The organism is Staphylococcus pseudintermedius (assembly GCF_001792775.2).
Classification (GTDB): Bacteria; Bacillota; Bacilli; order Staphylococcales; family Staphylococcaceae; genus Staphylococcus; species Staphylococcus pseudintermedius.
The window spans coordinates 23,888-36,624 of record NZ_MLGE02000001.1; the positions used below are offsets into that span (position 1 = coordinate 23,888).

Genomic DNA, 12,737 nt, shown 5'->3' on the forward strand with positions numbered 1-12,737 from the left:
TCTATCTAATTTTGAGATAATATAAATTGTAAGAGGTGGAATGGTATGGAATTGAAACAACTCAAATACTTTGTCGAAGTCGCAAAACGTGAACATATTTCTGAAGCAGCACTCGAATTGAACGTCGCACAATCAGCAATTAGCCGTCATATTCATAATTTAGAAAATGAACTCGAAACATCATTGTTTTATCGTCGCGGGCGTAACGTATTTTTAACCGCAGAAGGCAAACAGTTGCTTGAATATGCAAAACAAATTCTTGAGCAAGTCGATCTCACTTTGTCGCAGTTTCAAACGCAAGTACAACAACAGCAAAGCGTCTTCACAATCGGTTATGTGGACGGCTCAATCGGCCAAATTTTACCGCAAGTGTTACAGACAATTGAAAACGAGCTGTCCTTGTCACTCATTCCTACATTGTTAGATGAACAAGAGACATTACAAGCGTTGCGAGCACAAGAAATTGATTTTGCACTGACAACTGTCACAACGACGGATCCAACATTTGAAATAGTGCCATTAGTAGAAGAAACGTACGTCTTATATGGGGACTTACACGCACCAATGATGAACGTGCCGAATCCACCGTTATCACACATATTGAAACAACCGTTATACTTGCTTGAACCGATTCCTACAGACTTCAAAACATATTTGATAACACATGCCGACAAACCCGTCCGTGTCTTGAATCAAGAACAATTCGCACGCTTTATTTTACGCAATCAAAAAGGCTTCGTACTTGCACCAACGTACGTCAACTTATATAGTCAAAATCAACAATGGAAAAAGATTTCATTGTCACATACAGATTTCAAAAAAACGTTACACCTCATTTATCGACGCGATTTACAAAAACCTTTACGTGATGAAGTCATCCAAATCATCATGACACATATACAACAACGTTCGGTTTATCATTAAGGAGAATGATTTATGAAGCAACTTTCGAAAAAAATAAACACCATTGTCATCGTGGTGAGTATCATCGTAGCGATTTGTGCGATAGTATTCACACGTTTGAATAGTTCGTTTTATCATATCCCGCTCGGTGAAGTGACGAAAATTGAAAGTCATCACCAAGAAAAGTCAGTAGATGAACAACATAATCAAGATGTGAAATATAAAGACGTGTTACAAGTCAAATTGTTAAATACAAAACAACAAGGCGACACCCTTCACGTCGAACACCGGTATAACGCCTCGAAAACTGAAGAACAAGCGTATCAACCGGGTGATAAAGTGCTACTGCACAAAGGAAAAAATCAAAAAGATACATATATTATTGAGAAAAAACGCGATACCGTACTCGTGACAGTCATCAGCGCGTTCTTTATTGCATTACTCATTGTCGGGCAACGGATCGGAATTCAATCCATCCTATCACTCGTTATTAACGCGTTTGCCATTTTGTTAGCCATTAGTTTGTATCACGCGTATCCGCAACTGAATCTCTTTTTATTAATGAGTCTCGCAGTCATGATTGCGACGATTTTAACACTTTGGCTCGTCATTGGTTGGTCAATGCGTACGATTGTGACCATTGTCAGCACTTTACTCGGCACGTTCATTTGTATTTTTATCGCATGGAGTGTCATCGGTTTAACACACGGGCAAGGGATTAAATATGAAACGATGAGCTTTCTCACGATTCAACCTAGAACCGTCTTCCTTACTTCCGTCATGGTTGGAACGCTTGGGGCAGTGATGGATGTCGCCATTACGATTTCAAGCGGGATGTATGAAGTGCTACAGCGGTCGCCACACATTTCAATGCAACGGTGGGTGCTCGCAGGTCGTAACATCGGTCGTGACATTATGGGAACGATGACGAACATTTTATTATTCTCATATCTTGCAGGAAGTTTACCGATGCTCTTACTTTATTTAAAAAATGGCAACACGCTCACTTACAGCATTAGCATGAATTGGTCCTTAGAAATTTCCCGGGCAATTACAGGCGGGATTGGCATCGTCTTAACTATCCCATTGACCATTTTTCTCATGCGTATATGGTTAAGCCTACGAGGAGGTGCAACACGATGAATGCCATTGTCATCTTAGGTTTGATTCTTTTCATACTCATGCTCATATTTGGCGGTAAAACAGGACTCGTTTCATTTTTAACGCTATTTTTAAACTTTATCATTTTATTCATTACTGTACTCGCCATCGTTTTTGGCGCGCCTATTTATGTCGTTACTTTCATTTTTTGTATTATTGTCTCGATGGTTAACTTGTTTTTACTCAACCGCTTTAATACAAAAACTTTAGCTGCATTTATCGCGAGTACGGTCACGACATTATTAATGATTGTCGCCGTTTACTTGTCCGTACATTGGGGTCATCTACAAGGTTTCACCCAAGAAGAACAAGACGAAACGTATATCTTCTCCTTAAATATTGGGATTGATATGGAACAGTTTATGATTTTTACTGTGCTACTTGCTGTCATTGCAGCAGTGATTGACTTGGCGATTACGATTAGCTCACCTGTATTTGAGTTACACGAGACGAACCCCTCATTATCCGAACGCGAACTGTTTCATTCAGGCATGCGCGTCGGCCGAGAAATTTTAGCGACGTCTGCGAACACGATTTACCTCGCATTGATTGGAGGTTCAATGACAATTGTTTTTTGGTTTTTCAACTTGCATTACAGTTTCGGCCATATGCTCAATGCCAAATTATTTACACAAGAAGTCATTACAATTGCTTTAGGAGGGGTCGCCATTGCAGTCTGTATTCCGATTACGGCTATGATAACTGCTTGGCTTGTGAAACATCGCCATCAACTTCCTTTTCATCTAGACTGAGCTTCAAGACGAGTGAAAACGGGTACAATGTGAACGAGGTGAATTTATATGACAGCGATTCATATTCATGGCGCACGTCAAAACAACTTAAAAAATATTGACGTCTCCATTCCGAAACATCAGTTAACGGTCGTGACTGGGCGTTCAGGATCTGGCAAGTCTTCCCTCGTTTTTAATACGATTGCCGCTGAATCCGAACGACTATTGAACGAAACCTATTCGAGTTATATTCAGCACCAATTAACGCAATATGAAAAACCGGATGTTGACCATATTGAAAACTTGCCCGTCGCGATGGTCATCAATCAAAAAAGACTCGGTGGCAATTCGCGCTCAACGGTCGGTACCATTTCAGACATTTATGCGTCCGTCCGGCTATTGTGGTCGCGTATTGGCACACCTTTCGTCGGTTATTCAGACGTCTTTTCGTTCAATAATCCGAATGGAATGTGTGAACATTGTCAAGGGCTTGGTTATGTTGAAGATATCGACTTGAATGAACTGCTCGATTTCGACAAATCTTTAAATGAAGGTGCGATTCGCTTTCCGTCATTTAAGCCGGATAGTTGGCGCGGGAAACGTTATCGCTATTCGGGTTTGTTTGATAATGATAAAAAGCTCAAAGACTATACAAAAGAAGAGCTCGATACGTTTCTTTATACCGAGCCAACACGCTTGAAAAATCCACCCTCAGAATGGCCTAAAACTGCAAAATTTGAAGGGTTAATCCACCGTTTCCGACGCTCATTTTTAATTAATGATAACTTTGAAAAGAAACGCTTTTTAAAGGACGTTGAACGCGTAGTCACCAAACAAACATGTCCTGTCTGTCACGGACAACGCTTAAATCAAAAAGTGCTCAGCTGCAAAATTCATGGACTGAACATTGCCGATTTTACAGCACTGACGATTGAAGAAACGCTCCCATTTTTAGAGCAAATCGACAGCGACAAAGCGACTTATATTATCGAACCATTGAAAGCCCAACTCCAAGCTTTGAATGATATTGGGCTGAACTATTTAACGCTCGCACGTGAAACAACGACCCTTTCTGGCGGAGAGTCACAACGGATTAAGCTTATTCGTCATTTGAACAGTCCGTTAACCGATCTCGTGTACATTATCGACGAACCGAGTGTCGGTTTACATCCAGCAGATATTGAAAAAATCAACGAAATCATGCTCAATATCCGTGACAAAGGTAATACCGTCATCATCGTTGAACACGATCCCGACGTCATCAAAATTGCGGATCACGTGATTGACATCGGACCTGGCGCAGGGAAACATGGCGGCCAGATTACATTTGAAGGCAGTTATGCACAACTTAAACAGTCCGATACCGATACAGCGCGCGCATTGACACGCCAACATCACTTGAAACAGTCAGCGATTCGTGACAACCAAGCATGGTTACACTTAGAACATTTGCAACACAACAACTTACAAGATGTGTCTGTTGCGATCCCGAAAAATGCGCAAACGGTTGTAACAGGTGTCGCTGGTTCAGGAAAGAGCTCCTTAATTAAAGGCGGTTTTGCGAAACATGAAGATGCGATACTCATTGATCAAAAAGGCGTACACACTTCCAACCGATCGAATTTATTAACGTACACGGGTATTTTCGATGATATTCGTGAGTTTTTCAGTAAAGCAACAGGATTGAAAAAAAGTATGTTCAGTTATAACTCAGATGGCGCGTGTCCAAATTGTAACGGGAAAGGCGTGCTCAAAACCGAACTCGCCTTCATGCCAGACTTCTCGCAAGTATGCGAGGTGTGCGGAGGGACCCGCTATCGTCCAGAAGTGTTGGAAACGAAAGTCGACGGTTATTCTATCGCGGACGTGTTAGCACTCACCGTTGAAGAAGGCTTGTCACTTTTCCAAACACATGACGCCATTGCTCTAACGTTAAGCGCCTTGCAATCGACAGGACTCGGCTATATGACACTCGGCCAATCACTCGACACCTTATCTGGCGGGGAAATTCAACGACTCAAACTGACGCGCTACATGATTGAGCCTGTTACAGAAAAGATATTTATTTTCGATGAACCGACAACAGGTTTACATGAAGATGATATCCCAATTTTACAGGCACGCTTCGATCAACTTATTGAAGAAGGCCATACCGTCATCTTAATTGAACACAATATCACGATGATGACACGAGCAGACTGGCTCATTGACGTTGGACCTGGTGCGGGAAATCAAGGGGGACGCATTCTTTATAGTGGACCACCTGCAGGCCTAAAAAACGTCGCCGAATCTCGCACCGCTCCCCATTTATTTGGTAGTTTATCGGAATAAGTATGATATATTACACTCTCCTGCAAATACACAACGTCTGGCTAAGTCTATTGCAGAAGCTGCACAAGGCCACGAGATTGCATTAAATTGAAATACTTAAACAAGCTCTCATCAACTCAAAAACTCCGAGACTTATCGTCTACTATTCACGAAAAGTCTCGGAGTTTTTTTAACTATGACGTTGTATGGGCAAAGTACGCCTCAATCTTAACGACTCTCTTTTGCTTTAATCACAATTGAGTTGCCTGAGTAAAATGCGACATGTGTTGTTTTTGTATCATAAATTTCGCCTTGTTTCACATGATCACGCACAGATTTATCACTGTGATTAATTTTTTCAATTAATAATGTCATGTTGACCAATTTACCTTCGCTATCAATACCGAAAATGACATCATTTTTCTCGTAGTAAGTGACACCTTTTTCTTCATAATATTTTTTCACGTCGTTCCCTACCGCTTTTTTAACGTCAGCGAATGTAGACTGGCCGACTTTTAAACCTTCATATTTAAAGTTATCGTGTTGTAATGCGCGGTAAAAGTTTTTGTCCTCTAAAGCTTTATTCCCTTTGAAGTTAAATAAGCCGTTATATGTGTAATAAGGTGTTTGCTGTTCCGTTGCGGCATGTGCATCTGCATGGATTGCACTTGCCCCAGCTGTTGCTCCTAATAATGTGCCTAATGATAAAGTTGTTGCGACTGCAATTTTTGTAACTTGATTCATGTGTACCACTCCTCTTTCTCTCGATACTGTTCTAAAAATTAGGAATTTATGTTATTTGTAATTGTCGAATTAAATTTCCAATTTATAATAACTTATATATCAAATTGTTCCTTACTCGAATGATAACAAATTAAGATAACATTTTCATCCAAAAGTTTTTCGGTCATTGGACTGAAATTTTTCTACAACGCTGTATCTAAAAGACGTGTTAACAATCATTTAAGGAAAGTGCATATGTTGGGTTTTGACCTATCAGTAATGTTATAATGAATGACATCATACTATATTCATTGGGGGAAGTATAATGGCTAAAAAATCTAAAAAATCATTAAGTGTGCTTTCAACTGCTTTAACAGGCGCAACATTAGTTGTAGACTTTTACAATTCTTACATTTATCGCTCAAAAAATCGCAAGCTAAGCTATATTTCAGTTGGGCTTGGCTTAGTAGATGTCGTATTAAGCTTCTATTTATCACTTGGTGCAAAAAGCAAATTCACAAAAGCATGGTCTTTCTTCTCAGCAAGTCGCCAAGTATGGAGTGGTATCCAAAAAATCCAAGCGATTCGCACACGTGGGTAGGGTAACGACTTGATTCATTTTCAAATCATTAAATATAGGCGTGAACATGAAACATTATGATTTCTGTTCACGCCTTTTTATGTAGTAACTAGTAACCATTGCCCAGATGCTCAAGTCGTTATATCTTCGCTTCATCCAAGTTTTTAAAGCTAATCATTAAAGCATCCGTTTCTGTGAATATGACGATACAAATGGATTGACTCAACGGCTTTATCCTTACCTAAGAATCATCGACAAGATGTTTGTTACCATTTTGTTAATAGAATATGACATGCATTTCAAACTTTTTGGGATTTTTTCAAATGACGAAAATTTTCTCATTCGACCCTTGTCTTAAAAAATAAAAACGTGAGCACCATGTAAAAGGTATACTCACGTTTTTTGATTAATGGATATATTTGAAGGCACTTACACGATGCGCTGGTACAGTACGGTAAGTGAGAATGCCTGGTGCTGCAGTGAAATTCATTTCTGATACGAGTATACTACCATCAGCATTAATTCGCTCTACATACGAAACATGACCATAGTAACCTAAGTCAGATTGTAAGATTGATCCCACTGCGGGTTGGTTATTAATTGTATAACCATCACGTGCAGCGTTATCATCCCAAGCATTTGCATTCCACCAGTATGTACTGATTGGGCGCCCCATCTCTTTACGCTTATTAAATACGTACCATGTGCATTGACCCCAATCGTATAAGTTTTGATGGTTGAATGTAGGAGATTGATAACTTGGACTTGGTGTCGGTGTTGTTTGACGTGACGGTGCCGATCCACTCACTTTTAATTGTTGACCTGGGAAAATTAAGAAGGATGTTAATCCATTTAACTCCATAATATGTTGATATGTTGTACCATATTTAGACGCAATCAATGACAGTGAATCACCTGGTTGTACTGTATAATAACTCGCATTTCTTGAAGACGTTTTAGGTGCCGGCTTCTTCGCTGTGGAACGACTTGGTGTTGTAGACGGACCACTTACATTTAACTTTTGACCTGGTAAAATCAAGAAGTTGTTCAAACCGTTCCATTTCATAATGTTTTGGTACGTTGTTCCATATCGCGCTGCAATGCCTGATAAAGTGTCTCCGTAACGTACCGTATAGACTGTTGATGACGTAGTGCTATGGCTTGAATGATGAGTTGTTGTGCGTGATGTACTGCTACCACCAGAAACCTTCAACACTTGATTCGGAAAGATTAAGTTAGAGTTTAATCCATTATATTGTTTAAGTTGTGCTATTGTGATGTTATACTTTGTTGCAATAGCCCAAAGTGAATCACCTGGTTGTACACGATACGTTGTTGAAGCGTCTGCATGTGCTGATAATGCTGTGGCAGCTGCTGTTGTTCCTATTACGGCTGCGATAAACTTTTTACGCATTCGTTTCCCTCCTTATAAAATAGAAGATATTATTCTTATACAGTTTTATATTATACACCGATTATCATGTAGAAATATGTCTGTTATATAACATTATGATTACAAAAACCATCATGGCGGTCTTCAGAAAGTAAATATATTTACACATGCTTATTTGAGAATTAAAATAATAGCTATCATATTATTCATAAAGACATTTTTCTCGGATATTTCTTTTATTTATCTTTCGTAATTGTAAAATATTTGACCACTTCATCATTGTTTATGGAAGTAAACTTATGCATCACGATAAAGCTTGATACGACCTTTTTAACATTACAAGGTGCGATTTCGGTCGTTAAAAACTTATGCCAAAAAATAATACCAAGATGATTAAAGGTGTCAAAACAAATATATTAAGTAAATTGATGATAAACCAAATTAAGCCTACTTTTTGTAACTTCGCATCGTCTGCGTTTAGGTGCCACAATGAAAATATGCCCGCAGCTAATGACGTTGCCTCAAAATATAATAATAAATCACCAAACGCTAACATCAATTGCACACAAATCAGTCCACCTACTATTAAAAATAAGTAATTCAAAACATTCACGATATACACGACTCTGATCTTATTCATTTATCACGACTCCTGTTGAAAGTCCTTAATATGGTTTTTCATCATACTATAAACCTAGGAAACAATTCTGTAACTTATCAAAATTATAACATTTTCATATGATTGTGATTATATATATATATATTAGTTTCATACTTATAAAAATGTGCGTGCATGAAGATAGGACATAAAACTTTTTGGCGCTACTGATACCGCATTGGTTTAACTTGTACGCTTCCAGGACTTGTCTTAACTAAATCCAGTGTCCACGAGGGCCATTTTCATTTGTCGCGTATATCAAAAAAGTCATGCCATGTTCAAAACGAGACATGGCATGACGCTGTCGAATGTGATTGATTTTATAAACGAAATTCATAAGGATTTGGGGAAGACCTTTAACTTTGGTACCAGCTACTGTTTAACGCAGTAGCTGTCTGACTTCTCAATGCTTATACTTGTGAGAAGCCGAGTCAGCCTTGCGCAGGCATTTACGACGAAATCTTTGTTGCACAAGAGGTTTCTGTACGACCCCCTCAACCCCATGTCACTTACAATTGATCAAGTGCTTGTTTTAAATCTTCTACAAGATCATCTGTATCTTCAATACCCAATGATAATCTGACTAAACCATCTGCAATGCCTTCTTTTGCACGAATATCAGCCGGAATCGATGCATGTGTCATTAAGCTTGGTACAGAAATTAAACTTTCGACTGCACCTAAACTTTCTGCGAGTGTGAAATATTTTGTTTGTCTCACTAGGAATTTCGCTTTTTCTACATCTGCTACTTCAAATGAGATGATGCCTGTTGTGCCATCTGCTTGCGCTTGATGCACGTCGTAGTTTAAATGTGACGGTTGGCTTGGGTGATACACTTTCGTCACTTTGTCATGTTGATTCAACATTTCGACGACCGCTAATGCATTACGTTCGATTTGTTCCATACGTAAAGCTAATGTTTTCATCCCGCGAATAAGCAAGTAGCTATCTTGAGGCCCTAATACGCCCCCTGTTGAGTTTTGGACGAAAGCAATGCGCTCTGCGAGTGTTTCGTCTTTAACTGCGACAAGTCCGGCTACAACGTCACTATGCCCACCTAAATATTTCGTCGCTGAATGTACAACAATATCTGCGCCAAGAGACAACGGTGTTTGATAATATGGCGTCATAAATGTGTTATCCACGACAGTCATGAGTTCGTGTTGCTTGCCGATTTCACTCACCGCTTGGATATCTGTAATGCGCAGCAATGGATTAGATGGCGTTTCGATAAATAACATTTTCGTATTATCTTTAATCTTATCTTCAATATTTTGAACATCTGTCGTGTTAACAAAGTCAAATTCAATACCAAAACGTGTGAAGACACGTGTCATTGCACGATAAGAGCCGCCATACACATCAGAGCCAACAATAATGTGGTCGCCTTGGTCTAATAACATGATAACTGCGCTGATGGCCGCCATGCCTGAACCGAATGCGAAACCGTAGTTCCCATGCTCTAAATCAGCAATGACAGACTCGAGCGATGAACGTGTGGGGTTCGCTGTACGTGAGTATTCAAACCCTTGTCTTAACTCCCCAATCGCATCTTGTTCATACGTACTCGTTTGATAAATCGGCGTCGTCACTGCACCTGTATAATCATCTGTAGTATTACCGCAATGAATTAATAATGTTTTTTTATTCATTTAAATCTCCTCCGTATTGAAATATCTTTTTCGACATATAACGATCACTGCCATCAGGAAAAATAGCTACGACTGTTCCTTGTTCTAAACGGGACGCTGCTCGAATCGCGCCTTCTAATGCAGCACCTGAAGAACTACCCGCTAATATGCCTTCGTAACGTGCCAAGTCTTTCACGTGTTGAAATGCGACTTCATCCGGTACCACTTCGACCGCTTCGATCCATTCTCGTTTTAAAAATTGTGGCCACACCTCTACGCCAATGCCTTCAGTATCATGGCGCCCTTTTTCTTGACCACTTAGAATAGAACCCGGTGGCTCAACGACAATTGATTTCACATCATGGAGTTGGAGTGCTTCTGCCACACCTGCAAATGTGCCACCCGAACCTGCACCCGCAACAAAGTAGTCTAAATCCGGAAGTGCCTCAATGAGTTCAACTGCTAATGTATCACGGTACGCTGCTGGATTATTGCGCGTTTCAAACTGATTCGTATAAAAAGCACCTGTCTCATCAGCATAGCTTTCGGCCCATTGTCGTGCACCGAGCATCCCTTCTGCTTGTGGTGTACGATGAATCTCAGCGCCAAGTGCCCGCATAATCGAAATCTTCTCTTCTGAAAAACCTTCTGGCGCAAAAATGATACATTTAATGTCATAATGATTCGCAACAATCGCTAGCCCGATACCTGTATTGCCTGCTGTTGCTTCCACAATTTGATCACCGGGGTGGAGCCGACCATCTTCCATCGCACGCTCGATTAAATACTTGGCCAATCGATCTTTCACACTGCCCCCTGGATTGTGCATCTCCAGTTTGGCGAAGATTTGCACCCGGTCTGTACTGTAATGCTCGAGTTGTACAAGCGGTGTCCGGCCAATCAAGTCAAAATTTCTCAACACTGTCCCCTCATTTCAACCGTTTAATTCTTAGTTAATACATATGAATTATAAGATAAATATGTGTCGGTTTCAATGTTAATCTCTATAAAAATACAAATTATCTCAAAAGCAATCGATATGGTACGATACAATTGCAAATGAGCGATTAAATTTTGAGGTGCTCATTAATAACGTCTTCACTTTATCCTTACACATTGCAATCCCATACAAGAAAGCCGTGCTTACGCTATAATGAAAGCAATCACACACTACATTTCAGAGTACAAAGGAGAGAGATTGATGGAACTGCATACACCTAAAGGCACGATTCACGGTGAACGTCATACTGGTTATGAAGTATTTAAAGGTATTCCTTATGCGCAACCACCTGTTGGGGCATTACGTTTTAAACATGCGCAACTGCTGTTAACGTGGCCGGAAGATTTTCAAGCGACTTCATTTGGACCTGTCCCAATTCAGCCACCGAATTCATTAGAGTCCTTTTTTGATACACACGTGCAAGACTACCCGCAGAGTGAAGACTGTCTCACTTTAAATATTTGGCGTCCTGCAACACCCGCTCACCAACCATTGCCTGTCATCGTGTTCATATATGGTGGCAGTTTTGTGAATGGTCATAGTGCACAAGCGTTGTATCACCCTCATGAAATCGTCAACCGCGAATCCGTCATCGTCGTTACGTTGAATTACCGTTTAGGTGCACTGGGTTTCTTAGACTGGTCTACAATCAATCCGGAGTGGGATGCGAATAATGGCTTGTCAGATCAAATTTGTGCACTACAATGGATACGTGAAAACATCGCACATTTTGGTGGGGACCCAGAGCACCTCACCTTGATGGGTCAATCTGCGGGTGCGATGAGTGTTGCGGCCATGTTGCGTATGCCAACAGTACGGCCTTGGATTAAAAATGCCGTCATGTTAAGCGGGACTTTGCATTTGGAATCTCCTCAAGTCGCATCCGATAAAGCAGACGCCTTTGCAGCATTAAAGGCACAACACTATGCTTCCACACCTTGGCATGAACTTGGTGCACAAGGGATATTGGCATTAATGGCGAGACACCAAATGCAGTATGGCCCATCGAAAGGTTTAGAATTGTTGTATCAACCGGTTGCCACAGATGATATCGAACTAGACTATCGCCATGTCAATGTTCCCGTATTATTAGGCCATACGACAGCTGAGGGTGACATTTATATTAAAAATGAACAAAAAAAATTAGCCCCGCAACAATTCCAACGTGTCATTCAACGTTTAGAAGGGCCCGTGCCACCGCTAGAGGACATCGAAACTGCTCAACAACAGCGTGACCTGATTACGAATTGGCATTTCAAAGCACCGTTTCAACAACTGTATCAAGCACTATCAGCAGTGACACCGACTTGGCAGGCGACTTTCAATTGGTCTCGTGGCGATCATCCAGACTATGCCTCGGCGTATCACATTTTAGATATGATTTTTTGGATGGGCCGTCTCGACATTTTAGCAGCACACGGTTTGGAAGTAACTGCACGAGAGACCGAACTACGCAAACGGATGATTCATGATTTGTGCCATTTCGCCCAACATAGTACATTAGATGGCAATCGCTTTTATGAATAATGTGACGCCCCAAATAAATAAGGAAGCGACTCGGAAACAATTGACGTTTTCCCAGTCACTTCCTCTTTATTTTTATGTGCAGTAATCAACCTTTGGAAGCCATCAAACATACGTATCACT

At 40.5% G+C, this 12,737-nt stretch carries 11 protein-coding genes; 6 read left to right on the top strand and 5 right to left on the bottom strand.

Annotated elements, in window-relative coordinates; all coding sequences use genetic code 11:
* The first annotated feature begins 45 nt into the window (after nucleotides 1-45).
* From gltC to BJK46_RS00205, 4 genes are read left to right on the top strand one after another with little or no spacing between them, the layout of a single operon-like run.
* Nucleotides 46-924 (top strand): glutamate biosynthesis transcriptional regulator GltC, encoded by an 879-nt coding sequence (gene gltC, locus BJK46_RS00190; protein ID WP_103263478.1) that lies wholly within the window; start codon nucleotides 46-48, stop codon nucleotides 922-924.
* A gap of 12 nt (nucleotides 925-936) precedes the next feature.
* Complete coding sequence (locus tag BJK46_RS00195; RefSeq protein ID WP_063284949.1) at nucleotides 937-2,046, top strand: YibE/F family protein; 1,110 nt, start codon at nucleotides 937-939, stop codon at nucleotides 2,044-2,046.
* Nucleotides 2,043-2,816: a YibE/F family protein gene (locus BJK46_RS00200; RefSeq protein ID WP_014614837.1), complete on the top strand. Its 774-nt coding sequence runs from the start codon at nucleotides 2,043-2,045 to the stop codon at nucleotides 2,814-2,816. The genes BJK46_RS00195 and BJK46_RS00200 overlap by 4 nt, the downstream gene beginning before the upstream one ends.
* 48 nt (nucleotides 2,817-2,864) lie before the next feature.
* A complete protein-coding gene (locus BJK46_RS00205; RefSeq protein WP_101431556.1) occupies nucleotides 2,865-5,126 on the top strand; it encodes an ATP-binding cassette domain-containing protein in 2,262 nt (753 codons plus the stop codon).
* A 207-nt stretch (nucleotides 5,127-5,333) separates the two neighbouring features.
* Here BJK46_RS00205 and isaB read toward each other — a convergent pair whose 3' ends face one another.
* Nucleotides 5,334-5,849 carry an immunodominant staphylococcal antigen IsaB family protein gene (gene isaB / locus BJK46_RS00210; protein WP_014614839.1) on the bottom strand — a complete coding sequence of 172 codons (516 nt, stop codon included), beginning with the start codon at nucleotides 5,847-5,849 and terminating at the stop codon, nucleotides 5,334-5,336.
* A 304-nt stretch (nucleotides 5,850-6,153) separates the two neighbouring features.
* Here isaB and BJK46_RS00215 point away from each other — a divergent pair, with 304 nt between their 5' ends.
* A complete protein-coding gene (locus tag BJK46_RS00215) occupies nucleotides 6,154-6,429 on the top strand; it encodes a hypothetical protein (protein WP_015728571.1) in 276 nt (91 codons plus the stop codon).
* A gap of 385 nt (nucleotides 6,430-6,814) precedes the next feature.
* On the opposite strand, the gene BJK46_RS00220 is transcribed toward BJK46_RS00215, so the two are convergent.
* The 4 genes from BJK46_RS00220 to BJK46_RS00235 all read right to left on the bottom strand — a co-directional run bounded on the left by BJK46_RS00220 (nucleotide 6,815) and on the right by BJK46_RS00235 (nucleotide 11,009).
* Nucleotides 6,815-7,822, bottom strand: a complete 1,008-nt coding sequence (locus BJK46_RS00220; RefSeq protein ID WP_014614841.1) for a LysM peptidoglycan-binding domain-containing protein — start codon at nucleotides 7,820-7,822, stop codon at nucleotides 6,815-6,817.
* Nucleotides 7,823-8,159: 337 nt separating this feature from the next.
* Nucleotides 8,160-8,441 carry a hypothetical protein gene (locus tag BJK46_RS00225; RefSeq protein ID WP_240621151.1) on the bottom strand — a complete coding sequence of 94 codons (282 nt, stop codon included), beginning with the start codon at nucleotides 8,439-8,441 and terminating at the stop codon, nucleotides 8,160-8,162.
* 527 nt (nucleotides 8,442-8,968) lie between these two features.
* A complete protein-coding gene (locus tag BJK46_RS00230) occupies nucleotides 8,969-10,111 on the bottom strand; it encodes a bifunctional cystathionine gamma-lyase/homocysteine desulfhydrase (protein WP_103263477.1) in 1,143 nt (380 codons plus the stop codon).
* Complete coding sequence (locus BJK46_RS00235; RefSeq protein WP_101485270.1) at nucleotides 10,104-11,009, bottom strand: PLP-dependent cysteine synthase family protein; 906 nt, start codon at nucleotides 11,007-11,009, stop codon at nucleotides 10,104-10,106. The genes BJK46_RS00230 and BJK46_RS00235 overlap by 8 nt, the downstream gene beginning before the upstream one ends.
* 234 nt (nucleotides 11,010-11,243) lie before the next feature.
* Between BJK46_RS00235 and BJK46_RS00240 the strand changes: the two genes are divergently transcribed.
* Nucleotides 11,244-12,617, top strand: a complete 1,374-nt coding sequence (locus tag BJK46_RS00240) for a carboxylesterase family protein (protein WP_242058969.1) — start codon at nucleotides 11,244-11,246, stop codon at nucleotides 12,615-12,617.
* Nucleotides 12,618-12,737: the final 120 nt, after the last annotated feature.

Bases quoted from the DNA above. Each gene is read 5' to 3' on its own strand.
- gltC (WP_103263478.1), top strand. From the start codon at position 46: ATGGAATTGAAACAACTCAAATACTTTGTCGAAGTCGCAAAACGTGAA.
- BJK46_RS00195 (WP_063284949.1), top strand. From the start codon at position 937: ATGAAGCAACTTTCGAAAAAAATAAACACCATTGTCATCGTGGTGAGT.
- BJK46_RS00200 (WP_014614837.1), top strand. From the start codon at position 2,043: ATGAATGCCATTGTCATCTTAGGTTTGATTCTTTTCATACTCATGCTC.
- BJK46_RS00205 (WP_101431556.1), top strand. From the start codon at position 2,865: ATGACAGCGATTCATATTCATGGCGCACGTCAAAACAACTTAAAAAAT.
- isaB (WP_014614839.1), bottom strand. From the start codon at position 5,849: ATGAATCAAGTTACAAAAATTGCAGTCGCAACAACTTTATCATTAGGC.
- BJK46_RS00215 (WP_015728571.1), top strand. From the start codon at position 6,154: ATGGCTAAAAAATCTAAAAAATCATTAAGTGTGCTTTCAACTGCTTTA.
- BJK46_RS00220 (WP_014614841.1), bottom strand. From the start codon at position 7,822: ATGCGTAAAAAGTTTATCGCAGCCGTAATAGGAACAACAGCAGCTGCC.
- BJK46_RS00225 (WP_240621151.1), bottom strand. From the start codon at position 8,441: ATGAATAAGATCAGAGTCGTGTATATCGTGAATGTTTTGAATTACTTA.
- BJK46_RS00230 (WP_103263477.1), bottom strand. From the start codon at position 10,111: ATGAATAAAAAAACATTATTAATTCATTGCGGTAATACTACAGATGAT.
- BJK46_RS00240 (WP_242058969.1), top strand. From the start codon at position 11,244: ATGAAAGCAATCACACACTACATTTCAGAGTACAAAGGAGAGAGATTG.